Origin of the sequence: Agromyces sp. 3263 (assembly GCF_031456545.1) — a bacterium.
Classification (GTDB): domain Bacteria; phylum Actinomycetota; class Actinomycetes; order Actinomycetales; family Microbacteriaceae; genus Agromyces.
The window spans coordinates 1,388,371-1,410,684 of the sequence record NZ_JAVDUV010000001.1 but is presented as its reverse complement, the minus strand read 5'-3'; the positions used below and the strand labels follow the sequence as shown (position 1 = coordinate 1,410,684).

The 22,314-nt window shown below is 73.0% G+C and carries 19 protein-coding genes; 10 read left to right on the top strand and 9 right to left on the bottom strand.

Annotation, left to right across the window (positions count from 1 at the left end):
• The first annotated feature begins 42 nt into the window (after positions 1-42).
• Complete coding sequence (locus tag J2X63_RS06445) at positions 43-531, top strand: VOC family protein (RefSeq protein ID WP_309975286.1); 489 nt, start codon at positions 43-45, stop codon at positions 529-531.
• A 6-nt stretch (positions 532-537) separates the two neighbouring features.
• Here the strand turns inward: J2X63_RS06445 and J2X63_RS06440 are convergent, their stop codons facing one another.
• Together J2X63_RS06440 and J2X63_RS06435 are read right to left on the bottom strand one after the other, a co-directional pair.
• Entirely contained in the window at positions 538-975 is a 438-nt protein-coding gene (locus J2X63_RS06440; RefSeq protein ID WP_309975284.1) for an META domain-containing protein, read from the bottom strand.
• 25 nt (positions 976-1,000) lie between these two features.
• Entirely contained in the window at positions 1,001-1,912 is a 912-nt protein-coding gene (locus tag J2X63_RS06435) for a LysR family transcriptional regulator (protein WP_309975282.1), read from the bottom strand.
• Positions 1,913-2,072: 160 nt separating this feature from the next.
• Here J2X63_RS06435 and J2X63_RS06430 point away from each other — a divergent pair, with 160 nt between their 5' ends.
• Positions 2,073-5,705 carry a bifunctional proline dehydrogenase/L-glutamate gamma-semialdehyde dehydrogenase gene (locus tag J2X63_RS06430; protein WP_309975280.1) on the top strand — a complete coding sequence of 1,211 codons (3,633 nt, stop codon included), beginning with the start codon at positions 2,073-2,075 and terminating at the stop codon, positions 5,703-5,705.
• A gap of 217 nt (positions 5,706-5,922) precedes the next feature.
• Here the strand turns inward: J2X63_RS06430 and J2X63_RS06425 are convergent, their stop codons facing one another.
• Positions 5,923-6,402, bottom strand: coding sequence for a RimK/LysX family protein (locus J2X63_RS06425; protein ID WP_309975278.1), 480 nt, complete (start codon positions 6,400-6,402; stop codon positions 5,923-5,925).
• A gap of 26 nt (positions 6,403-6,428) precedes the next feature.
• On the opposite strand from J2X63_RS06425, the gene J2X63_RS06420 reads away from it, so the two are divergent.
• Both J2X63_RS06420 and J2X63_RS06415 read left to right on the top strand, forming a co-directional pair.
• The gene (locus J2X63_RS06420; RefSeq protein WP_309975275.1) at positions 6,429-7,622 is read left to right on the top strand and encodes a RimK family alpha-L-glutamate ligase; all 1,194 of its coding nucleotides are present in this window, start codon (positions 6,429-6,431) and stop codon (positions 7,620-7,622) included.
• A gap of 88 nt (positions 7,623-7,710) precedes the next feature.
• The gene (locus tag J2X63_RS06415; RefSeq protein ID WP_309975273.1) at positions 7,711-8,862 is read left to right on the top strand and encodes an SLC13 family permease; all 1,152 of its coding nucleotides are present in this window, start codon (positions 7,711-7,713) and stop codon (positions 8,860-8,862) included.
• Positions 8,863-8,915: 53 nt separating this feature from the next.
• Here the strand turns inward: J2X63_RS06415 and J2X63_RS06410 are convergent, their stop codons facing one another.
• Both J2X63_RS06410 and J2X63_RS06405 read right to left on the bottom strand, forming a co-directional pair.
• Complete coding sequence (locus tag J2X63_RS06410; protein ID WP_309975271.1) at positions 8,916-9,278, bottom strand: GntR family transcriptional regulator; 363 nt, start codon at positions 9,276-9,278, stop codon at positions 8,916-8,918.
• 34 nt (positions 9,279-9,312) lie between these two features.
• Positions 9,313-9,750 carry an Lrp/AsnC family transcriptional regulator gene (locus tag J2X63_RS06405; RefSeq protein ID WP_148732865.1) on the bottom strand — a complete coding sequence of 146 codons (438 nt, stop codon included), beginning with the start codon at positions 9,748-9,750 and terminating at the stop codon, positions 9,313-9,315.
• A 98-nt stretch (positions 9,751-9,848) separates the two neighbouring features.
• Here J2X63_RS06405 and J2X63_RS06400 point away from each other — a divergent pair, with 98 nt between their 5' ends.
• Positions 9,849-10,649 carry an LLM class F420-dependent oxidoreductase gene (locus J2X63_RS06400; RefSeq protein ID WP_309975265.1) on the top strand — a complete coding sequence of 267 codons (801 nt, stop codon included), beginning with the start codon at positions 9,849-9,851 and terminating at the stop codon, positions 10,647-10,649.
• 9 nt (positions 10,650-10,658) lie between these two features.
• On the opposite strand, the gene J2X63_RS06395 is transcribed toward J2X63_RS06400, so the two are convergent.
• The gene (locus tag J2X63_RS06395; protein ID WP_309975263.1) at positions 10,659-11,450 is read right to left on the bottom strand and encodes a hypothetical protein; all 792 of its coding nucleotides are present in this window, start codon (positions 11,448-11,450) and stop codon (positions 10,659-10,661) included.
• Between the two features lie 5 nt (positions 11,451-11,455).
• On the bottom strand, positions 11,456-12,223 hold the full coding sequence (locus J2X63_RS06390; RefSeq protein WP_309975261.1) for a hypothetical protein: 768 nt from the start codon (positions 12,221-12,223) through the stop codon (positions 11,456-11,458).
• Positions 12,224-12,576: 353 nt separating this feature from the next.
• Between J2X63_RS06390 and ddaH the strand changes: the two genes are divergently transcribed.
• Together ddaH and rocD are read left to right on the top strand one after the other, a co-directional pair.
• Positions 12,577-13,428, top strand: a complete 852-nt coding sequence (gene ddaH, locus J2X63_RS06385) for a dimethylargininase (protein ID WP_396133146.1) — start codon at positions 12,577-12,579, stop codon at positions 13,426-13,428.
• Positions 13,425-14,654, top strand: coding sequence for an ornithine--oxo-acid transaminase (rocD, locus tag J2X63_RS06380; RefSeq protein ID WP_309975259.1), 1,230 nt, complete (start codon positions 13,425-13,427; stop codon positions 14,652-14,654). Before ddaH ends, rocD begins: the two co-directional genes overlap by 4 nt.
• Here rocD and J2X63_RS06375 read toward each other — a convergent pair.
• The gene (locus J2X63_RS06375) at positions 14,641-15,381 is read right to left on the bottom strand and encodes a DUF4097 family beta strand repeat-containing protein (protein WP_309975257.1); all 741 of its coding nucleotides are present in this window, start codon (positions 15,379-15,381) and stop codon (positions 14,641-14,643) included. The genes rocD and J2X63_RS06375 overlap by 14 nt on opposite strands.
• Before the next feature lie 187 nt (positions 15,382-15,568).
• On the opposite strand from J2X63_RS06375, the gene J2X63_RS06370 reads away from it, so the two are divergent.
• The 3 genes from J2X63_RS06370 (at position 15,569) to J2X63_RS06360 (ending at position 21,651) form a co-directional block, all read left to right on the top strand.
• The gene (locus tag J2X63_RS06370) at positions 15,569-16,240 is read left to right on the top strand and encodes a Rho termination factor N-terminal domain-containing protein (RefSeq protein WP_309975255.1); all 672 of its coding nucleotides are present in this window, start codon (positions 15,569-15,571) and stop codon (positions 16,238-16,240) included.
• Between the two features lie 66 nt (positions 16,241-16,306).
• A complete protein-coding gene (locus J2X63_RS06365; RefSeq protein WP_309975253.1) occupies positions 16,307-20,284 on the top strand; it encodes a Pls/PosA family non-ribosomal peptide synthetase in 3,978 nt (1,325 codons plus the stop codon).
• The gene (locus J2X63_RS06360; RefSeq protein WP_309975251.1) at positions 20,284-21,651 is read left to right on the top strand and encodes a M1 family metallopeptidase; all 1,368 of its coding nucleotides are present in this window, start codon (positions 20,284-20,286) and stop codon (positions 21,649-21,651) included. The genes J2X63_RS06365 and J2X63_RS06360 overlap by 1 nt, the downstream gene beginning before the upstream one ends.
• On the opposite strand, the gene J2X63_RS06355 is transcribed toward J2X63_RS06360, so the two are convergent.
• A complete protein-coding gene (locus J2X63_RS06355) occupies positions 21,614-22,270 on the bottom strand; it encodes a 4'-phosphopantetheinyl transferase superfamily protein (RefSeq protein ID WP_309975249.1) in 657 nt (218 codons plus the stop codon). The two genes, J2X63_RS06360 and J2X63_RS06355, sit on opposite strands and share 38 nt — an antisense overlap.
• Positions 22,271-22,314 lie beyond the last annotated feature (44 nt).

Sequence of the window (22,314 nt, the reverse complement as noted above, 5' to 3'; positions counted from 1 at the left end):
ATCGGGGTTGCGGATGCCGGTGATGCGGCGTTCCCTTGGCGCATGGACATCGCATTCGTGGCCGGCTTCGGCCCCATCGGCACCGCCGACTCCTCGTCGGCCGACTTCTGGCGCGGCGCGCTCGGCATCCCGTTGAGCGAGGACGAGGGGTACTTCCACACCGAGGAGTTGCCGGGCGTCAACGCGTTCGCGATCTGGCCGCTCAGCCAGGCGGCCCAGGCCACGTTCGGCACGACCGAGTGGCCGACCGATCGCCCCGTGCCGCAGGCATGGATCGAGTTCGACGTCGAGACGCCCACGGCCGTGGCTGAGGCGGTCGAGGAACTGCGCGCCGGAGGGCATGAGATCCTCGTCGGCGCGCACGAAGAGCCGTGGGGGCAGACGACGTCGCGCCTCCTGAGCCCCGAGGGCCTGCTCGTGGGCGTGAGCTACACGCCCTGGATGCACGAGCCGGCAGAGGTGGGCAACGCCGTGCTCGGCTACGACCCGGAGGTCGACGCGTTCGGCGCCGGAGGGCCGGGACCGGTGTAGCCCCCGCTACCCGTCGGCGCGTTCGAGGGTGCCGACCTTGCGGCCGGCCGGGCCGTATACGGTCATCGTCGACCCGTCCACCTTCGCGGTGTCGAGCCCTGCGAGCCACGTGTCGACCTCGGCGCACATCATCATGGTGGACGCCACGTTCGAGAACGTCACCGTGTCGCCCTCCTGCGTCCACCCGCCGTTGAGCTGATTGCAGCCGTCGGTGCCGGTGAGCGTGCCGTCCTTCGCGAGCACGAGCGACGGCTGCGTGGAGTCGTCCACGTCTCCCCACTCGCCCACCGCGCTCTCGCTGCTCGAGCCCTTGGCGCTCGCCGAGGCCGAGGCGCTCGCGCGGCCGCCGCCCGCCGCGACGACCCCGGCGCAGCCGGACAGCGCGAGCGCCGCCGCGAGGAGGATGGTTCCGGCCAGGGTGGTGGTGCGCAGCATCCGTCGCATGCGGCACATCGTACGCCCGGGTCGCTCAGCGTCCCGCCGGAATCGCCGAGGCGCGGGCGGCGCGGGCGAGGGCGTCGCGACAGGCCACGACGCCCGGTCGGTCGGCGGCAGCGAGCCTCGTCGAGCTGAAGACCTCGCGCTCGGGACGCCCGGGCAGGTCGACGAGCGTGACGCTCGGCGCCTCGCCCGCCCACACGAGGTCGGGCAGGAGCCCGACGGCGTTGCCCGAGCGGATGAGCCGGATGTGGGCCATCAGGTCGGCCGTCTCGAAGCGCACGTCGGGCTCGAAGCCCGCCTCCCGGCAGAGCTGCTCGGCCCATTCGCGCGACGCCGTGCCCTGGGGCTCGAGCACCCACGGGAGGCGCGCCGCGGCGTCGAGGGTCTGGGCGGGCGGCCGCGCCGGATGCGGCGGGAGGGCCAGCCGGATCGCGTCGGAGGCGAGGTGCACCCGATCGAGGTCGTCGCGGTGCGCGCGCGTGTGACCCGGGTATTGCTCGGCGATGACGAGGTCGAAGTCGCGAGCCGAGACCTCGAAGAGGCCGGCGTCGGGCTCGCGCTCCGTGACCTCCACGCGCAGGGCGGGATGCTCGGTGCGGAGGAGGGTGAGCGCCTGCGGCACCATGGCGTGCGCGGCCGACTGGAACACGGCGATGCGCACCGTGCCGCCGACGGCGGTGAGCGAGCGGGCGACATCCGCCTCGGCCTCCTCCAGCCGGTCGAGCACGGCCCGGGCGTGGCCGACGAGCAGCTGGGCCTGCGGGGTGAGCTGCACGCGCCGGCCGACCTGCTCGAGCAGCGGCACGCCGGCCTCCTTCTCGAGCTGGCTGAGCTGCTGCGACACCGACGAGGGGCTGTACGAGAGGGCGTCGGCCACGGCGGCGAGGGTGCCGCGCTGGCTGAGCTCCACGAGCAGTCGCAGCCGTCGAACGTCGAGCATGCCGTGGGCCTCCGTCTCGGTCAGGAATCATTCGACTTTACCGAATAGTATCCGTCAGATTCATTCGCTGTACTGAACGGATGCCGCGTCGCATACTGAACGCGACAGGCGCGCGCACCCGCCCGGCGCGCCCGAAGCAAAGGACACTAGCCTCGTGACCATGTCGAACGCCGCCACGGATCTGACGCCGAGCACCGACCACGTCGTCGCCCTCGTACGCCGCTGGCTCGCCGAGAGCGCCGACCACCCCGTCGATCCTGCCGCCGAGCGGCTGGCCGGCGTGCTGAAGGACCCCAACGGACTCGCCTTCACGGTCGGCTTCGTCGACGGCGTGATGCGCCCCGAGGACCTGGGCGTCGCCGGCCGCAACCTCGAGCACGTCGCGAAGCTCACCCCGAAGTTCCTGCCGTGGTACCTCCGCGGCGCCGTGCGCCTCGGCGGCTTCGTCGCGCCCGCGTTCCCGTGGCTCGTCATCCCCATCGCCCGCCGCGTGCTGCGCGCCATGGTCGGCCACCTCGTGCTCGACGCCACCCCGGCCAAGCTCGGTCCCGCCATCGCGAAGCTCCGCGAATCCGGCAACCGCCTGAACCTCAACCTCCTCGGCGAGGCCGTGCTCGGCGAGGACGAGGCCGACCGTCGCCTGCGCGGCACCTACGAGTTCCTCGCCCGCGACGACGTCGACTACGTGTCGATCAAGGTGTCGAGCGTCGTCAGCCAGCTCTCGATGTGGTCGTTCGACGAGGCCGTCGCCAAGGTCGTCTCCAAGCTCACCCCCCTCTACGAGCTCGCCGCGAAGGGCGAGGCGAAGGGCCGGCCGAAGTTCATCAACCTCGACATGGAGGAGTACCGCGACCTCGACCTCACGATCGCGGTGTTCACCACCCTGCTCGACCAGCCGCAGCTGCGCGGCCTCGAGGCCGGCATCGTGCTGCAGACCTACCTGCCCGACGCGCTCGGGGCGATGCAGGAGCTCACCGCGTGGGCCACCGCGCGCCGCCAGGCGGGTGGCGCGCCGATCAAGGTGCGCGTGGTGAAGGGCGCCAACCTCGCCATGGAGCACGTCGACGCGGCGATCCACGACTGGCCCGTCGCCACCTACGCCACCAAGCAGGACTCCGACACCAACTACAAGCGCGTGCTGCACTGGTCGATGACGCCCGAGCGCACCGACGCGGTGAAGCTCGGCATCGCCGGCCACAACCTCTTCGACGTCGCCCACGCCTGGCTCACCGCCCGGGAGCGCGGGGTCGAGTCGCGCGTCGAGTTCGAGATGCTCCTCGGCATGGCCACCGGCCAGGCCGAGGCCGTGCGCCGCGACGTCGGCAACCTCCTCCTCTACACGCCCGTCGTTAACCCGAGCGAGTTCGACGTGGCGATCGCCTACCTGATCCGCCGCCTCGAGGAGAACGCGAGCCAGGACAACTTCATGTCCGCCGTGTTCGAGCTCGCGAACGACCGCGGCCTGTTCCAGCGCGAGCAGGACCGCTACCTCCGCTCGCTCGCCGCGCTCGAGGCGGACGACGGTCGCACGCCCGCGCCGAACCGCACCCAGAACCGACGTACCGAGTGGACCGACGAGGCGCTCGCTGCCGCCATGGCGGTTCCGGATGCCCCGGCGCCGGGCACCGAGCACGAGGACGCGTCCCTCACCAGTACCGTGCTCGAGATCACGCGAGGCTCGGGCGGGCTCGATCTCGTCGCGCCGACGGATGCCGCGGCATCCGCTGCCCAGACCGCGCCGGCCGGACCCGGCGTCACCCCCGGCTTCCGCAACGAGCCCGACACCGACCCCGCGCTCGCCGCGAACCGCGAGTGGGGCCGCCGCATCCTCGCCCGGGTGCCCGAGTCGCGCCTCGGCCTCGACACCATCGCCGCCGCGCGCATCGACGACGAGGCCGCGCTCGAGCGCGTCGTCCAGACCGCCGCCGATCGCGGCCGCGCATGGGGCGAGCTGCCGGGCGCCGAGCGCGCCGCCGTGCTGCACCGCGCGGGCATCGCGCTCGCCGCGAACCGCGACCGCCTCATCGAGGTGATGGCGGCCGAGACGGGCAAGACCATCGCCGAGGCCGACCCCGAGATCAGCGAGGCGATCGACTTCGCCCACTACTACGCCGAGCGGGCCCGCGAGCTCGACCACGTGCAGGGCGCCGTGTTCGTTCCGCCGAAGCTCACCGTGGTCACCCCGCCGTGGAACTTCCCCGTCGCCATCCCCGCGGGCGGCGTGCTGGCCGCGCTCGCCGCGGGCTCGGGCGTCGTCATCAAGCCCGCGAAGCTGGCCCAGCGCTCGGGCGCCGTGATGGTCGAGGCGCTGTGGGAGGCGGGCATCCCCCGCGACCTGCTCGCCCTCGTCGACATCGGAGAACGCGAGCTCGGACGTCAGCTCGTCGCGCACCCCGCCGTCGACCGCGTCATCCTCACGGGCGCGTACGAGACCGCGCAGCTGTTCCGCTCGTTCCGCCCCGACCTGCCGCTCCTCGCCGAGACCAGCGGCAAGAACGCGATCATCGTGACGCCGTCGGCCGACCTCGACCTCGCGGCATCCGACGTCGTGAAGAGCGCCTTCGGCCACGCCGGCCAGAAGTGCTCGGCCGCGTCGCTCGTGATCCTCGTCGGTTCCGTGGCCAAGTCGGAGCGGTTCCGCCGCCAGCTCGTCGACGCCGCCACCTCGCTCCGGGTGGGCTACCCCGAGCACCCGCAGAGCCAGATGGGTCCGATCATCGAGCCCGCGAACGGCAAGCTGCTGCACGCGCTCACCCAGCTCGGCATCGGGGAGGAGTGGCTCGTCGAGCCGAAGCAGCTCGACGCGACGGGCCGCCTCTGGTCGCCGGGCATCCGCGCCGGCGTCGCTCCCGGCTCGTACTTCCACCTCACCGAGTTCTTCGGCCCGGTGCTCGGCGTCATGCACGCGAAGGACCTCGACGAGGCCATCCGGCTGCAGAACGCCGTCGACTACGGCCTCACCGCCGGCCTGCACTCGCTCGACTCCGACGAGGTCGCCACCTGGCTCGACCGGGTCGAGGCCGGCAACCTCTACGTCAACCGCGGCATCACCGGCGCCATCGTGCAGCGCCAGCCCTTCGGGGGCTGGAAGCGCTCGGCCGTCGGCGCCGGCGCGAAGGCGGGCGGACCGAACTACCTGTTCGGCCTCGGCGAGTGGATGCCCGAGCACGGCACCTCGTCGAGCACGCTCCACCTGCGCGGACTCGAGAAGCGCGTCTCGGAGCTCATCGAGGCGTCGCAGCCTGCGCTCGACTACGAGTCATTCGACCTGCTGCGCCGCTCGGCCCTCTCGGACGAGGTCGCCTGGGCCGAGGAGTACGGCGTGGTGAAGGACGTCTCGGGCGTCGGCGTCGAGCGGAACCTGTTCCGCTACCGGGCCCTGCCCGTCGCCGTGCGCATCGGCGAGGCGGCGACCCTCGGCGAGGGGCTGCGCGTCATCGCCGCGGGCCTGCTCGCGAAGGCGCCGCTCACCGTGTCCACCTCGGTCGAGCTGCCGAAGGCCGTGCGCACCATCCTCGGCGCCCGCGACATCCGCGTCGTCCGCGAAGGCGACGGCGAATGGCTCGCCCGCGTCGCGAAGCAGGGCGTCGGGGCATCCCGCGTGCGCCTCGTGGGCGGAGACGCCTCGGCACTCGCGCGCGCGCTCGGCGGAACTCCGGATGTCGCGGTGTGGTCGCACCCCGTGACGCCGTCGGGCCGGGTCGAGCTGCTGCCGTTCCTGCACGAGCAGGCGATCTCGATCACGAACCACCGGTTCGGCAACCCGACGACGATCTCCGACGGCGTGATCTAGGGCGTCCCGCGCCCGCGCGCGCCCGCGCCGCCCGCGCCCGCGGGCTGGAATCCCGGTTGCGCGGTGGAATCCACGACGAACGGGATTCCACCGCCAATCGGGGATTCCGCCGCGGGCGGGTGGTGCGTGCCGGGGCGGGCGGTGGGCGCCGGGCGCGCGGGGTGCCCGTGGGCGCTGGCCGGGTGGGTGCCGGGCTCGTGGGCGCGCGCTGGGCGGATCAGCGGCCGCGGTTGAGGCGGCGCACCGGCCGCGGGGCGCGGCCCCCGAGGAACGACTCTCCGGGCGAGACGAGGAACCCGTTGCGGAGCGCCTCGCGCCCGATGAGCATGCGGAAGCCCATCTCGTCGCGGTTGGTGAGCGTGATCTCGGCGCTCATCATGCGGCCGTGCAGCGTCACGTCCATGAGCACGACGACGCGCTCCTCGGTATGACCAGACGAGCTGCGCACCGTTCGACGGTCGTGCACGGGGCACTCGACGACCACGGCGTCCTCGTCGCTGTCCTGCCAGGGACGCACGCCGAAGCGCACCGCATCGGCGCCGTCGTCGCGCCGGAACTCCTCGACGTCGAACGCGTGCAGCGACGAGGTGCGCGCGCCGGTGTCGATCTTGGCCTTGATCCAGGGGACGCCCGCGCCGGGCAGGGTCACCCATTCGCGCCATCCGACGATGGTGCTTGAATAGGGGGGCTCTGTCACTCGACCATCTTCTCAGGGGCTCAACGATGAAACTTGCGATCCTCTCGCGCGCCCCGCAGGCGTACTCCACGCAGCGGCTGCGCACGGCGGCGCAGCAGCGCGGCCACGACGTGAAGGTCCTGAACACGTTGCGCTTCGGCATCGACCTGTCGGGCCTGGAGCCCGACCTGCAGTACCGCGGTCGCCGGCTGAGCGACTACGACGCGATCCTGCCGCGCATCGGCAACTCGATCACCTACTTCGGCACTGCCGTGGTGCGCCAGTTCGAGCAGATGGACGTCTACACGCCCAACACCGCGAACGGCATCACCAACGCGCGCGACAAGCTCCGCGCCAACCAGATCCTCTCGCGGCACAACATCGGCATGCCCGCGACCGCCTTCGTGCGCAACCGCGCCGACGTGCGCCCTGCGATCGAGCAGGTGGGCGGGGCGCCGGTCGTCATCAAGCTGCTCGAGGGCACGCAGGGCATCGGCGTCATCCTGGCTCCCGAGGTGAAGGTCGCCGAGGCCATCATCGAGACCCTGCACTCCACGAAGCAGAACGTGCTCATCCAGCGGTTCATCAAGGAGAGCCGCGGCCGCGACATCCGTGCCCTCGTGGTCGGCGACCGCGTCGTCGCGGCCATGCGGCGGGTGGCCAGCGGCGATGAATTCCGTTCGAACGTGCACCGCGGCGGCACCGTCGAGCCGGTCGAGCTCGCACCCGAGTACGAGCAGGCGGCGGTGCGCTCGGCGCAGATCATGGGACTGAAGGTCGCGGGCGTCGACATGCTCGAGGGCAACGAGGGGCCCCTCGTCATGGAGGTCAACTCGTCGCCGGGCCTGCAGGGCATCGAGACGGCCACCAAGCTCGACGTGGCGGGCGCCATCATCGACTACATCGCGAACCAGGTGGCGTTCCCCGAGATCGACGTGCGCCAGCGGCTCACCGTCTCGACGGGGTACGGCGTCGCCGAGCTCCTCGTGCACGGCAACGCCGACCTCGTGGGCACGACCCTCGGCGAGTCGGGCCTGTGGGAGCGCGACATCACGGTGCTCACGCTCCACCGCGGCACGACGGTCATCCCCAACCCGCGCAAGGGCGTGGTGCTCGAGGGCGAGGACCGGCTGCTCTGCTTCGGCCGCCTCGAGGAGATGCGTTCGATGATTCCTGAGCGGCGGCGACGTCGGGCGAAGGTCCGCAAGCTTCCGAAGGAGCCGATCCCCGAGGCGAGCTGACGGCCCGGGCGGGCCGACGGCAGTCGAGCGGATGCCGCGGGTCGGCGCCTCGTCGTCGAGCGGCCGCTGCGCGAGGTAACGTCGTGCGGTGCGCATCGCGATCGTCGGGGGAGTGCTGCTGGCGGTCGGGGCCGTGGCGGCGCTCGCCGGCGCGCTCACGCCCGAGGCGATCGCCGAGCTCGCCTCGCGCGTGCTGCCGATCCTCGGGTTCGTGGTGGCGGTCACCGTCGTGGCCGAGCTCGCCGCCGAGGCCGGCCTCTTCCGGGTGATCGCCGAGCGGCTCGCGGCACTCGCCCGGGGCCGGGCGATCGTGCTCTGGCTGCTCGTGCTGGTGCTTGCGACGGCCTCGACGATCTTCCTCTCGCTCGACACCACGGCCGTGCTGCTCACACCGGTCGTCGTGGCGCTCGCGGCCCACGCGCGCATCTCACCGATCCCGTTCGCGCTCACCACGGTGTGGATCGCGAACACGGGCTCGCTGTTGCTGCCCGTCTCGAACCTGACGAATCTCCTCGCCGCGGAGCAGCTCGACCTGCATCCCGTGCAGTTCGCCGCGCTGGCCGCCGCACCCGCGGCGGTGGCGATCGCCATCACCGCCCTCGTCATCTTCGCGACGCGGCCGCGACAACTGCTCGCCCGGTTCGAGCCCGAGACGGCGAGCCCACCCGACGACCGCGTGCTCTTCGGGGTCGCCGTGGCCACGCTCGCGCTGCTCGTGCCGCTGCTGGTCTCGGGTGTCGAGGTCTGGATCCCCGCGACCGTCGCCGCGGTCGTGCTCGTGATCGCGTTCGCCCTGCGGCGCCCGTCGGTGCTGCGGTTCCAGCTCGTGCCCTGGCAGCTCGTGGTGTTCGCGTCGGGACTCTTCCTCGCGGTCGAGGCGCTGCACGCGGTGCGAGCGACCGACGTGCTCGCCGTCATCGCGGGCACGGGTGACTCGCCGCTCGACCTGCTGCGCCTCGCGGGTGCGGGCGCGGTGTCGGCGAACCTCGCGAACAACCTGCCGGCCTACCTGGCGCTCGAGCCCTTCGCCGATGACCCCGTGCGGCTCATGGCGCTGCTCATCGGAGTGAACGCCGGCGCGATCATCACCCCGTGGGGCTCGCTCGCGACGCTGCTCTGGCATTCGCGCCTGGTGTCGACCGGCGTCGAGATCTCGTGGCCGAAGTTCATGCTGCTGGGACTCGTCGCCGCACCGCTGGTCGTCGTGTCGGCGACACTCGCGCTCGCCGCCACTGCCTGAGCCCGCGCGGCGGGCCGACCGCGCCGCCGGGCGCGCCTGCAGCCGGCCGCGCGTCAGCGCTCGATGCGGAGGGCGGCCGTGACGAGCGCGATCGCCTCGGCCTCGCCGAGGCCGAGGTGCCGCACCCGATCGGCGTAGGCGATGGCCGCGAGCTGCGCCTCGCGTGTCGCCGGGTCCCCCGTCGCGGAGACGAACGTGCCCGCGCGGCCACGGCCCTCGAGCACGTGGTCGTCCTCGAGGGCGCGATAGGCCTTCGCCACGGTGTTCACGGCGAGGTCGAGCTCCGCCGCGAGGGCGCGAACGGTCGGCATCCGAGCGCCGGGTGCGAGGGACCCGTCGGAGACCGCGTCGACGACCTGGCGGCGCAACTGCTCGAAGGGCGGGGCGGATGCGGCGGGGTCGATCGACAGCTTCATCCGTGCTGCTCCGCGCCCGCGGCATCCGTCATCGTCAGTCCCGGTTGCGGTTCACGAGGCGTGACAGCACGATCGCGCTGCGCGTGTGGTCGACGTTGGGGGCGATGCGCACGCGTTCGAGGGCGTCTTCGAGGGAGGTGATGTCGCGGGCGCGCATGTGCACGATCGCGTCGGCGCTGCCCGTGACCGTGCCGGCGTAGACCACCTCGGGCACTCCCTGGAGGATGCGCTGCAGCTCGTCGGGCGCGACCGTGCCCCGACAGAACAGCTCGACGTAGGCCTCGGTGCTCATGCCGTCGACGGTCGGATCGACCTGGATGGTGAACGACCGGATGACGCCGTCGGCGACGAGGCGGTCGACCCGCCGCTTGACCGCCGAGGCGGAGAGCCCCACGGAGGACCCGATGTCGCCGTAGCCCGCTCGCGCGTTCTGGCGGAGCAGGTCGAGGATGGCGCGATCGAGGTTGTCCATGCCGGGAGTCTACGCTCATTCGTTGCGTTGTCACAGTGGTGGACGCAGGTTTCATGCGTACGGGGCAACGCTTTCCATGCGCTGCCTAGGCTCGATGCATGACCTCTGCTTCTCCCGTGCGCCTCGGACTCCAGCTGCAACCCCAGCACGCCCACTATCCCGCCATGCGTGACGCGGTGCTTCGCGCCGAGGACCTCGGTGTCGACATCGTCTTCAACTGGGACCACTTCTTCCCGCTCACCGGCGACCGCGACGGACTCCACTTCGAGGCCTGGACCATGCTCGGCGCGTGGGCCGAGCAGACCGAGCGCATTGAATTCGGCACGCTCGTGAGTTGCAACTCTTACCGGAACGCCGACCTGCAGGCCGACATGGCCCGCACGCTCGACCACATCAGCGCGAAGGGCGGCGAGGGCCGGTTCATCTTCGGTACCGGGTCGGGCTGGTTCGAGCGCGACTACGACGAGTACGGCTACGACTTCGGCACGCCCGGCACCCGCCTGAACGCGCTCGCCGCCGCGCTGCCCCGCATCGAGGAGCGCTGGACGAAGCTGAACCCGCCGCCCACCCGCAAGATCCCCGTCATGATCGGCGGCAAGGGCGAGCAGAAGACCCTGAAGATCGTCGCGCGCCACGCCGACATCTGGCACTCGTTCGTGTCGCCCGCCGACCTGCCGCACAAGCTGAGCGTGCTCGCGCAGTGGGGCGAGGAGGTCGGCCGCGACGTGTCGGAGATCACCGTGTCGAACGAGCTCACCCGCGGCCGGGTCGACGTCGAGTACGCCGACGCCCTGTACGACGCCGGCGTGCGCCTCTTCACGCTCGGCCTCAGCGGGCCCGACTACGACTTCGCGACCGTGCCCGAGTGGCTCGCCTGGCGCGACGCCAAGAACGGGTAGCGGATGCCGCTACCGCGGCTGTTCGATATAGCCGAGCAGCCCGAGGTGGAGTGACCCGTCGGGGTACCAGAGCGCGACGATCGACGCCGTGGTGCCGCCGTCCGGGGTGGCCCGCGCGCCGTCGCTGAGCAGGAGGCCATCAGTGGGGAACCGGCCGTCGTCGGTGCAGGTGGCGCTGTACCCGGGCTCGGGGCTCGTCGGGATGAGCAGGCAGAGGTCGGCGCCGTGCCGTGCCGCGAAGACCTCGACGCCATCGGGCCGGGTGGCGAGCAGGCGGGTGTCGACCGGGTCGCCCCCGAAGGAGACCGGCATGCGTCCCATGCCGGCCATCTGGGGGAGGTCTTCGGGTGTCGCCGGGCGATCGAACACCGTGGCGGCAGGCGTCTCGAGCGCGACCGGCTTCGCGGCGAGCACGTCGGCCTGCAGCAACGGCTCGGGGTTCACCGTCGGTGCGGCGACGGGGCCACCCGTCTCGGCGCTTCCCGCGAGCCGGTCGAGCTGAGTTCCGGCGACCACGCCGAGCGCCAGGGCAGCCGCGCCGACGACGACGCCGACGCGCACGGCCACGCGCCGGCCGCCCTTGGGCACGGCGGCGTCGGCCGGTTCGTCGTCGGATGCCGCAACGCCCACGCTCTCGACGGGCCGCGGAACCGTGTCCGCTCCGTGGGCCTCCGCACTCGTGATCCCGAACTCGGCCTCGCGCAGCGACCGCAGTTCGACGGCGGCGCGCCGGCGTTCCTCCTCGGTCGACCCGGCGCCGAACGCGATGCGCTCCAGCCGCGCGATGTCGTCGACCTGCATCGGGCTCACCCCCTGGGAACCGTGACCTGCACGCTGCCGTCGGCGTGCCAGGTCGACGAGAGCAGCCCGACGCCCTCGACGTAGAGCGAGCTCTCGAGGCGGCCGTGCTCGAACATGCCGCCGTTCGTGCACGACGCGCCGCTCGCGCCCACGGGGTGCGTGATGACCACGCAGACGTCCTTCGTGGCGTCGGGCGACGCCATCGCCCCGTAGACGGCGGCGCCGTCGGGCGTCGAGGTGAGCAGTCGAAGCGTCGCGGGGTCGTACCGGTGCGGCGGAAGCGCGACGGCCGGCACGTCGGTGACAGCGGCCGGTCGGTCGAACACCTCGTAGGCCGTCGAGGCGATGACCGGGACGGAGGTGACCTCGCCCATTCCCAGCGTGATCGAGGCGGCACCGCCGAGGGCGACGTCGGCGGCCGAGGGCTCCGAGACGGTCGTGCGTGCACCCGCCTGCCACCCCACCGCGACGCCCACGACGAGTGTGGCGGCCCCGACCGCGATAGCCCACTTCAGCGACCTCGCCGCCGAAGTGACCGACGCCGCCCGGGGCACCGCGACGGCACCCGTGGTCACCGGAGGCACCGCGACGGGGCGCGTCGAGGCGGGGCCCGCGGCATCCGCTCGCTCGACCTCGTCAGCGGCTCGCGCCAGCTCGCGCCGCACCGCGTCGAGCTCCGCCAGCGCCGCCGTGCGCTCGGCTTCGCTCGCAACGGCGCCGTAGGCCGTGCGCTGCAGTCGGCGCATCCGCTCGTCGTGGTCGGGATCGTCCAAGAGCGGCCTCCGTCGGTCAGGGCCCGCCGGGAATCAGGCCCTGCAACAGGATGGACCACCGGTGGTGGCGTCGGCAAGGGGTTCCACGCGCACGGTCGCGGCTCCGCCGCGGCATCCGCGCACGAAACTGTCGGAAGCGGTGCGAACGAGCACGAAGATTGCGCACGACGCCGCGAAGTGCGAGCGCTCCGAGCCGCACACTGGGAGTGGCGTCCTGATGGCGGCGCCACCCGAAGCGCCGCCATCAGGGTTCGAAAGAGCGACCTGGTCCGCCGGCATTGCCAGCACGTGGATGTCGCGGGGCGCGGAGCGCCGTGGCATCCGCTGACCCATCGAGGAGTGAGATGTCGACCATGACCATGACCGACGAGCAGCCGGGCATCCGGCCCGAGCGCCGCCCCACCGGACGCAGCGTGCTCATGTGCCGCCCCGAGCACTTCACCGTCGTGTACCGGATCAACCCGTGGATGAACCCGGCCCAGCCCACCGACACGAGCCTCGCGGTGCAGCAGTGGCAGGCGCTGTACGACACCTACGTGCAGCTCGGGTACGACGTGCAGCTCATCGACCCGATCGCCGGGCTTCCCGACATGGTCTACGCCGCGAACGGCGGATTCGTCATCGACAACGTCGCCTACGGCGCGAAGTTCACGCACCCCGAGCGCCAGCCCGAGGGGCCGGCGTACATGGAGTGGTTCCGCGGTGCCGGGTTCGACGTGCGCGTGCCCGAGGAGGTCAACGAGGGTGAAGGCGACTTCCTGCTCGTCGGCGAGACCATCCTGGCCGGCACGGGGTTCCGCAGCGACTCCCTCTCGCACCAGGAGCTCGAGCGCATCTACGGCCGCGAGGTCGTGACGCTTCGGCTCGTCGACCCGAGCTTCTACCACCTCGACACCGCGATCGCCGTGCTCGACCCGACCCCCGGGCAGGAGCACATCGCCTACCTGCCGACCGCGTTCGACGCGGACTCGCTGGCGCTGCTGCGGGCGCGCTACCCCGACGCGATCATCGTGAACGAGACGGATGCCGCGGTGCTGGGCCTCAATTCGTTCAGCGACGGCTACCACGTGGTGATCGCGTCGCGCGCGACGGACTTCGAGCGGCAGCTGCGCGAGCACGGCTACGACCCGATCGGCGTCGACCTCTCGGAGCTGCTGCTCGGCGGTGGCGGCGTGAAGTGCTGCACCCTGGAGCTGCGCCGATGACCACGACGACCGACCGCACCGCTGCGGCCATCCACGACGAGGAGCTGCACGCGGCCCACAACTACCACCCGCTGCCGGTGGTCGTGGCGTCCGGTGACGGGGCGTGGGTGACGGATGTCGAGGGGAGGCGCTACCTCGACTGCCTCGCCGCCTACTCGGCCGTGAACTTCGGTCACGGCCACCCCGTGCTCGTCGCCGCGGCGCGCGAGCAGCTCGACCGCATCACGCTCACGAGCCGGGCGTTCCACAACGACCGGCTCGGAACCTTCGTGACCGAGCTCGCCGCGCTCTGCGGCAAGGACCTGGTGCTGCCGATGAACACCGGCGCCGAGGCCGTCGAGTCGGGCATCAAGGTGGCGCGCGCCTGGGGCTACCGGGTGAAGGGCGTGGCGCCGGATGCCGCGAACATCGTCGTCATGGCCGGGAACTTCCATGGGCGCACCACGACGATCGTGTCATTCAGCGACGACCCCGATGCGCGCGACGACTTCGGGCCCTACACGCCCGGCTTCCGCATGGTGCCCTACGGCGACGCCGGGGCCGTCGAGGCGGCGATGGACGAGAACACCGTCGCGGTGCTGGTCGAGCCGATCCAGGGCGAGGCCGGCGTCGTCGTGCCGCCCGCCGGATTCCTGCCCGCGCTGCGCACACTGACGCGCGAGCGGAACGTCCTGCTCATCGCCGACGAGATCCAGTCGGGGCTCGGCCGGGTCGGCGCCACGTTCGCGTGCGACCTCGTCGGCGTGGTGCCCGACCTCTACCTGCTGGGCAAGGCGCTCGGCGGCGGCATCGTGCCCGTCTCCGCGGTGGTCGGCGATCGCGACGTGCTCGGGGTGCTCCAGCCCGGCCAGCACGGCTCGACGTTCGGCGGCAACCCGCTGGCCGCTGCCGTGGGCACCGAGGTCGTGCGCATGCTCGCGTCGGGCGAGCCGCAGGAGCGCGCTCGCGTGCTGGGCGCGCACCTGCACGACCGGCTGGCCCGGCTCGTGGGCCACGGGGTCGTGGCCGTGCGTGGGGCCGGGCTGTGGGCCGGCATCGACATCGATCCCCGCATCGGCACCGGCCGCGCGGTGTGCGAGGCGCTCATGCGCCGGGGCGTGCTCGCGAAGGACACGCACGGCTCGACGATCCGGCTCGCGCCGCCCATCGTCGTGGAGTCGTCCGATCTCGACTGGGCGGTCGACCAGCTCGAGGCGGTGCTCGCCGAGGACCTCAGTCCTCGCTGACCGTGATCGCGCCGTTGGAGGTGCGCAGGTCGAGGGTGTGCTCACCGTCGGGGTCGTTCGCGATCCCGATGCGCTCCCGGCCGTTCGACGTCTCGGACCCGACGCGGTAGGAGCCGCCGGTGGGCACCTCGACGTCGATGGCGCCGTTCGACGTGCGCGCCTCGACGTCCTGCGCGACGCCGAGCTCCAGGTCGATCGCGCCGTTCGACGTGGTCGCACGCACGTCCGACCCCTGCAGGTCGCTGCCCTCGATACGGCCGTTCGACGTCTCGGCGACCACGTCGCCTGAGACGTCGTCGAGCTCGATGCGGCCGTTGCTCGTCTGCACGTCGACCTCGCCCACGTGCTCGAGCGTGATCGCGCCGTTGGAGGTCGAACCCTCGACGTCGACGCCCGCCGCCACGTCGATCTCGTAGGCCACGCTGCAGTTCCGACCGCAGCCGCGCAGCTCGAGGGTGTCGCCCGACACCTCGTGCGTCTCGTCGATCGTGCGCTCGGCGCCGCGGTACGACACCGTGCGGTGGACCACCGTCTCCGTCGCGTCTGCGTCGCCGCGCACCTCCACCGATCCCGACGAGTCGACGAGCTCGATGGTGCGGATGTCACCCGTCACCGTGGTCTCGTCGCTGACGCGATGCGGTGGCGCGAGCAGCGCGCACCCGCCGAGGGCGACCACGACCGTCGCGGTCGTCGCGAGGACCAACGCCGCCCGCGCGAACCTGCTCATGGTGTTCCTCCCGACGTGGGGGCCTCGACGCCATCGCGGCATCCGCTCGTCTCGCGCCGACCATACCGCCGCCACGTCGACGCCGCCAGCGGCGCGCGTCGCCCACCCGGGGCGCACGGGGACACCCGCGGTACGATGACGCCGAACCGTCGAACACGCGACGGGGATGCTCGGTCTGGGGTGCAGGATGGCGAAGAGCAAGAAGGAGAAGGCGGCCGCGAAGGCGCTCGATGCGGCGAAGGACGCGGTCGCCACGGCGAAGCGCCGCGCCGCGAAGGCCGGCAAGGCCGCCCGGAAGAAGGCGGCGAAGGTCGAGAAGAAGCTGGCGGCGGTCGTGGAGCAGACGCGGGCGACGAAGCTCCGGCGCGAGGCGACCGAAGCCGCCGAGCGCGCCGCCACCGCCATGGAGTCGAAGGATTCGGGCGCGCCGGCGCCCACCCCGGTCGCTCCGCGCGTCGGCACGCCGGCGAGCCCGTCCGCCGCCGCGCCGGCGGCTGCGCCGAAGGTCGCCGCCGCGCCGAAGCCAGCGCAGGTCGCCGCTGCCTCGAAGGTCGCCGCTGCGCCGAAGCCCGTGAAGGCCGCAGCGGCGGTGAAGACGACTCAGGCGAAGACGACTCCGGCGAAGCGCGCGGCGGCGAAGGCCGCACCAGCGGCGAAGTCCTCGGCCGCGAAGACGGCGCCGGCCGCGAAGTCGGCTCCTGCGGCGCCGGCCGCGAAGTCGGCTCCTGCGGCGCCGGCCGCCCCGTCCGACCTCGCTGCGAAGAACATCGTCGAGCTGCGACGGCTCGCGCGCGAGCGCGGCGTGACCGGCTACTCCCGGTTCACGAAGGCGCAACTGGTCGTTTCCCTCGGCGGCTGAGGCTTGGGATGCCGGGCGCGACCCGAGATCGTGACCCGCCCGGCATCCGTTCGAGCAGGAGGCCACGTGACCGCTGACGCCGCTGGGGTCCTCGACCGCTCGAGCTTCGCGCCCCCGGCGCGAACGCTGATCGACGTGCTGCGTGAGACGACCCATAACCACCCCGACGCCTCGGCGCTCGAGGACGCGGACGGAGCCCTCAGCTACCGGGAGCTCATGGCGCGCGTGGTGCGCACGGCGGCGCGGCTCCACGCTGCGGGCATCCGCCGCGGGGACCGGATCGGCATCCGGATGCCGTCGGGGTCGCGCGAGCTCTACATCGCGATCCTGGGGGTGATGGCGGCGGGTGCGGCGTACGTCCCGGTCGACGCCGACGATCCCGACGAGCGCGCGCAGCTCGTGTTCGGCGAGGCCGGCGTGCGGGGCGTGATCACGCGCGGCGGCGTGCTCGCCCGCGCACCGGGGGCACCGGGCGCGTCGAGTGAGGCGGGCGACGCGACGGCTGCACCGGATGCCGCACCGCCGGCCCTCTTCGACGGCGCGCCGCCGCACCCCAGCACGCACGCGATGCCGATCGCGTCGCCGCCCGAGCTCGACGATGACGCGTGGATCATCTTCACCTCGGGGTCGACGGGGACGCCGAAGGGCGTTGCGGTGACGCACCGTTCCGCGGCGGCATTCGTCGATGCCGAGGCCCGGCTGTTCCTGCAGCCCGCCCCGATCGGACCGGGCGATCGCGTGCTCGCCGGCCTGTCGGTCGCGTTCGACGCCTCGTGCGAGGAGATGTGGCTGGCCTGGCGCCACGGGGCCTGCCTCGTGCCGGCGCCACGCAGCCTCGTGCGCAGCGGCATGGACCTCGGCCCGTGGATGGTCGCCCACGGCATCACGGTCGTCTCGACCGTGCCAACGCTGGCCGCGCTGTGGCCCGCCGAGGCGATCGAGAACGTCCGCCTGCTGATCTTCGGCGGCGAGGCGGTGCCGCCCGAGCTCGCCGCACGGCTCGTCTCGCCCGATCGGGAGGTGTGGAACACGTACGGCCCCACCGAGGCGACCGTGGTCGCGTGCGCCGCGCTCCTCGATGGGATCGGGCCGGTGCGGATCGGCCTGCCGCTCGACGGGTGGGCGCTCGCCGTGGTGGACGCCCAGGGGCGGCCCGTCGGCGACGGCGAGGTCGGCGAGCTCATCATCGGCGGGGTCGGGCTGGCGCGCTACCTCGACCCGGAGAAGGACGCCGCCAAGTACTCCGCCATGCCGACACTGGGCTGGGACCGGGCGTACCGGTCGGGCGACCTCGTGACGTTCGACGCCGACGGCCTGCTGTTCCAGGGGCGCGCCGACGACCAGGTCAAGGTCGGGGGCCGTCGCATCGAGCTCGGCGAGATCGAGTCGGCGCTGCAGGCCCTGCCCGGCGTCTCGGGCGCCGCGGCGGCGGTGCGCCGCACCGAAGCGGGCAACCAGGTGCTCGTCGGCTACCTCGCCGTGACGGACGGGTTCGACGCCGCAGCGGCAAGGGCTCGACTCACCGCGGAGCTGCCGGCCGCCCTCGTCCCGCTCCTCGCCGTCGTCGACGACCTCCCGACGCGCACGTCGGGCAAGGTCGACCGCGCCGCACTGCCGTGGCCGCTCCCCGGGGTCGAGCCGGATGCCGCCGGGCTCGAGGCATCCGCCGCCTGGCTCGCCGAGCAGTGGCAGGCGGTGCTGGGCGTGCCCGTCTCCGACGCCGGAGCGAGCTTCTTCGACCTCGGCGGCGGGTCGCTCGCGGCGGCGCAGCTCGTCAGCCGGATCCGCACGCGCGACCCCGACTTCACCGTGGCCGACATCTACGACCATCCGAGGCTCGGTGCGATGGCCGACGAGGTCGACGCGCGCGCTCCCGACGGCGATCCCGGCGCCAGGTCGTTCCGCCAGCCGGTGCCGACGCCGCGCGGAACGCAGTGGCTGCAGACCCTCGTGGGCGCGCCGCTGTTCATCCTGAGCGGCGCGCGCTGGTTGCTCTACCTCCTCACGGCGACGGCGATCCTCGACGCGATCAGCCCCGACTTCGGCGCGTTGCCGACCGTGCCGCTGTGGCTCCTGCTCCTCGGCCTGGCGATCTTCGCCACGCCGTTCGGGCGCATGGGCATCGCCGTGGCCTGCGCCCGGCTCCTGCTCGCCGGCCTCGAGCCCGGCGACTACCCTCGAGGCGGCTCCGTGCACCTGCGCATGTGGCTCGCCGACCAGATCGCCCACCAGGTCGACGCCGTCGGGCTCTCGGGCGCGCCCTGGGTGACCAACTACGCGCGGGCGCTCGGCGCCCGCATCGGGCAGGACGTCGACCTGCACACCCTGCCGCCGGTCACGGGCATGCTCACCATCGGCGACGGTGCGGCCGTGGAGCCGGAGGTGGACCTCGCCGGCACCTGGATCGACGGCGACGTCGTGCGCATCGGTCGCATGCGGATCGGCGCCGGATCGACGGTCGGCGCGCGGAGCACGCTGCTGCCCGGCGCCCGCATCGGCCGGGGCGCCGAGATCGCGCCGGGGTCCGCCGTGTTCGGTCGCGTGCCGGCGGGTCAGCGCTGGGCGGGTTCGCCGGCCGAGCGGATCGGACCCGCCGAGCTGACGAGCGACGTCCCGCCGAGGCCGCGGCGGTGGCTCCTCGCCTACGGCCTCTCCTCGCTCTTCCTGGCCCTCCTGCCGATCGCGGCGTTCGCGACGGGCGGCGCCCTCATCGCCCTGGGCATCGCGGGCTCGTCCACGCTCGCCGAGGCGGCCCTCCGGGCGCTCGCCTGGCTCGTGCCGGCGACGCTCGTCGCGGGGGTGGTGTTCGCCGGACTGGTGGTCGTCTCGGTGCGGCTGCTCGCGATCGGGCTGCATGAGGGGAGGCATCCGGTGCGAAGCCGGGTGGGATGGCAGGCGTGGACGACCGAGCGCCTGATGGACGCCTCGCGCACGATCCTCTTCCCGCTGTACTCGAGCCTCTTCACGCCGGTGTGGCTGCGCATGCTCGGCGCCCAGGTGGGTCGCGGCGTCGAGGCGTCGACGGTGCTGCTCATCCCGTCGATGACGACCATCGACGACCACGCCTTCCTCGCCGACGACACGATGGTCGCCTCCTACGAGCTGCAGCGGGGGTGGATGCGCCTCGAGCGCGCCCGCATCGGCAAGCGCGCGTTCCTCGGCAACTCGGGCATCGCCTCCGCGGGCCACCGGATCGCCAAGGACGCGCTCGTCGCCGTGCTGTCGGTCGCCCCGGCCAAGTCGAAGGCCGGCACGTCGTGGCTCGGCTCGCCCCCCGTGCGACTGCGGCGCGCGGCGCTCGAGGGCGATGAGAGCCGCACCTACCGGCCGCCACGGCGCCTGCGCGTGGCCCGTGCGCTCTGGGAGCTCTGCCGCATCATCCCGGTGTTCGTCACCTGCGCGATCGGGCTCGGCGTGCTCTTCACCCTCGGCCTGCTCACCCTGGCGTGGGGCGCGTTCGCGGCGCTGCTCCTCAGCGGAGTCGTCATGCTCGTGGCCGGCGGCGTGGCCGCGCTCGTGTCGACCGTCGCGAAGTGGGTGTTCGTGGGGCGCATCCGACCGGGGGAGCATCCGCTCTGGTCGAGCTTCGTGTGGCGCACCGAGGTGTCGGACACGTTCGTCGAGATGGTGGCGGCGCCGTGGTTCGCCCGCGCCGCGGCCGGCACCCCGGCGCTCGCCGCCTGGTTGCGCACGCTCGGCGCTCGCATCGGCCGTGGCGTGTGGTGCGACAGCTACTGGCTGCCCGAGGCCGACCTGGTGACGCTGGGCGACGGGTCCACGGTGAACCGCGGCTGCGTGGTGCAGACGCACCTGTTCCATGATCGAATCATGAGCATGGACCGGGTCACGATCGAGCCGGGCGCCACGCTCGGGCCCCACAGCGTCATCCTGCCCGCGGCGCGCATCGGCGCCCATGCGACCGTCGGCCCCGCCTCGCTCGTGATGCGCGGCGAGGAGGTGCCGGTCGGCAGTCGTTGGAGCGGCAACCCCATCGGCCCGTGGCGCGCCGTGCGCATCGCCGACTACCGGGCGCCGGTGCGCTGATGCACGCCTCGGAGATCGGCGCCGACACGGCGGGCGACGCATACCTGCCGCAGAGCGGCAACGGGGGCTATCGCACCGTGTCGATCGCGCTCTCGCTGCGCTACCGCATCGCCCGCAACCGCCTCGACGGCACGGCCGAGCTGCTCCTGCACTCGAGCCAGCGGCTGGCGCGGTTCAGCCTCGACCTCGTGGGCCTCTCGGTGTCGGCCGTGCGGGTCGAGGGGCGCCGCGCCGACTTCCGGCAGGTGCAGGGCAAGCTGCGGATCACGCCGGAGCGACCGATCGAGGCCCGCACCGAGTTCCTCGTCGTCGTCGAGTACGGCGGAGCCCCGAAGCCGCGGCGCACGCGGGCCTGGGGCGCGATCGGCTGGGAGGAGCTCGACGACGGGGTGCTCGTGGCGTCGCAGCCGTCGGGTGCGCCGACGTGGTTCCCGTGCAACGACCACCCGTACGACAAGGCGAGCTACCGCATCCGCGTCGAGACGGATGCCGCGTACACCGTCGTGGCCAACGGCGAGCTCGAGGACCACCGGGTGGTCAGCGGGCAGGGGGTCTGGGTCTACGTGCAGCCCGAGCCGACGGCGAGCTACCTCGTGATGCTGCAGATCGGGCGGTACGTGACGCAGCGGCTCGTGTTCGACGGGGCCGAGGGCGCCGTGTACTTCCCCCGGCCGCTGGAGCGACGCGTCGCCGCCGACTTCGCGCCGGTGCCCCGGATGCTCGCGACGTTCGAGGCGGCGTTCGGCCCGTACCCCTTCGAGCGCTACGCCGTCGTCGTGACGGCCGACGCCCTCGAGATCCCACTCGAGGCGCAGGGGCTCGCGGTCTTCGGCGCGAACCACATCGATGGCCACGGCGGCGAGGAGCGCCTGATCGCCCACGAGCTCGCCCACCAGTGGTTCGGCAACAGCGTCGGCCTCGCCCGCTGGCAGGACATCTGGCTCAACGAGGGGTTCTGCTGCTACGCCGAGTGGCTGTGGGCGGATGCGTCGGGCGCGGCCCCGATCGACCGGATCGCGCGCGACCACCACGCCCGCCTCTCGCGGCTGCCCGAGGACCTGCTCATCGGCGATCCGGGCGCCGCGCGCATGTTCGACGACCGCCTCTACAAGCGCGGCGCCCTCACCCTGCACGCCCTGCGTCTCCTCGTCGGAGACGACGCCTTCTTCGCGGTGCTCCGCGAGTGGACGACGCGGTACCGGCACGCCACGGCCACCACCGCAGACTTCATCGCGCTCGTCTCCGAACTCACGGGGCGTCCGGTCGGCACCTTCTTCGAGACCTGGCTCCACCGTCCCGAACTGCCGCACCTGCCGCCGACCGCGCCCCTCAGCCCGGCGGTGGAACCGGACCCACCGCGACGCTGACGAGACACCCGGCGATCCGCCGATCGATCAGGCGATAGGGCGTCGGCTCGCCGGCGATGCGCGCGATGGTCCCGTGCACGACGACCGAGGCGGGATCCTCCCGCAGGCCGCGTCCGTCCGCCTTGAGCACGGCCTCGGCGCGCACCCAGCGGCGCACCACCGTGCGAGGTGAGCCGCCGAGGACGGCGGCGAGGTCGGCGCGCCGGGTGCGGTCGTCGCCGTGCGCCGCCGAGGGACGCTCCACGTCGACGCCGACGGGGACGCCGGCGGGTGCGAGCGCCGCGATCACGAGCCCCGGGCAGGACGCGAGGCCGACCTCGGGCGGCGGGCCTGCGGCATCCGGCCAGCGCAGCCGCGGTCGCCCGTGCTCGGCTCCGCAGCGATCGCACATGGCCGTGACGGTCACGTCCTCGGCGCGGACCCCGCCCGCTGCGGCGGCGAGGTCGCGCGCGAGCAGGCGACCCAGCAGGAAGCGGTCACGCCGTCCGGGCGCGACGATGCTCGCCGCGCGCTCGCGCTCGGCCGGCCCGAGCAGCCGCTCCGCGCGTGCGCGGTCGAACGAGCCCGGATCGCCCCACGCGAGGCGCACGATCCCGATCGTCGTCGTCCCAGCCGGCATGGCGCCAGTCCACCATCGCCGCCGCCACCGCGGCAAGCGGGTGG

Excerpts from the sequence above, each read along its gene's own strand:
- J2X63_RS06440 (WP_309975284.1), bottom strand. The coding sequence starts at position 975 with ATGCGACGGATGCTGCGCACCACCACCCTGGCCGGAACCATCCTCCTC.
- J2X63_RS06400 (WP_309975265.1), top strand. The coding sequence starts at position 9,849 with ATGACCTCTGCTTCTCCCGTGCGCCTCGGACTCCAGCTGCAACCCCAG.
- rocD (WP_309975259.1), top strand. The coding sequence starts at position 13,425 with ATGACCACGACGACCGACCGCACCGCTGCGGCCATCCACGACGAGGAG.
- J2X63_RS06430 (WP_309975280.1), top strand. The coding sequence starts at position 2,073 with ATGTCGAACGCCGCCACGGATCTGACGCCGAGCACCGACCACGTCGTC.
- J2X63_RS06445 (WP_309975286.1), top strand. The coding sequence starts at position 43 with ATGGACATCGCATTCGTGGCCGGCTTCGGCCCCATCGGCACCGCCGAC.
- J2X63_RS06420 (WP_309975275.1), top strand. The coding sequence starts at position 6,429 with ATGAAACTTGCGATCCTCTCGCGCGCCCCGCAGGCGTACTCCACGCAG.
- J2X63_RS06360 (WP_309975251.1), top strand. The coding sequence starts at position 20,284 with ATGCACGCCTCGGAGATCGGCGCCGACACGGCGGGCGACGCATACCTG.
- J2X63_RS06405 (WP_148732865.1), bottom strand. The coding sequence starts at position 9,750 with ATGGACAACCTCGATCGCGCCATCCTCGACCTGCTCCGCCAGAACGCG.
- J2X63_RS06370 (WP_309975255.1), top strand. The coding sequence starts at position 15,569 with ATGGCGAAGAGCAAGAAGGAGAAGGCGGCCGCGAAGGCGCTCGATGCG.
- J2X63_RS06355 (WP_309975249.1), bottom strand. The coding sequence starts at position 22,270 with ATGCCGGCTGGGACGACGACGATCGGGATCGTGCGCCTCGCGTGGGGC.
- J2X63_RS06375 (WP_309975257.1), bottom strand. The coding sequence starts at position 15,381 with ATGAGCAGGTTCGCGCGGGCGGCGTTGGTCCTCGCGACGACCGCGACG.
- J2X63_RS06395 (WP_309975263.1), bottom strand. The coding sequence starts at position 11,450 with ATGCAGGTCGACGACATCGCGCGGCTGGAGCGCATCGCGTTCGGCGCC.
- J2X63_RS06410 (WP_309975271.1), bottom strand. The coding sequence starts at position 9,278 with ATGAAGCTGTCGATCGACCCCGCCGCATCCGCCCCGCCCTTCGAGCAG.
- ddaH (WP_396133146.1), top strand. The coding sequence starts at position 12,577 with ATGACCATGACCGACGAGCAGCCGGGCATCCGGCCCGAGCGCCGCCCC.
- J2X63_RS06435 (WP_309975282.1), bottom strand. The coding sequence starts at position 1,912 with ATGCTCGACGTTCGACGGCTGCGACTGCTCGTGGAGCTCAGCCAGCGC.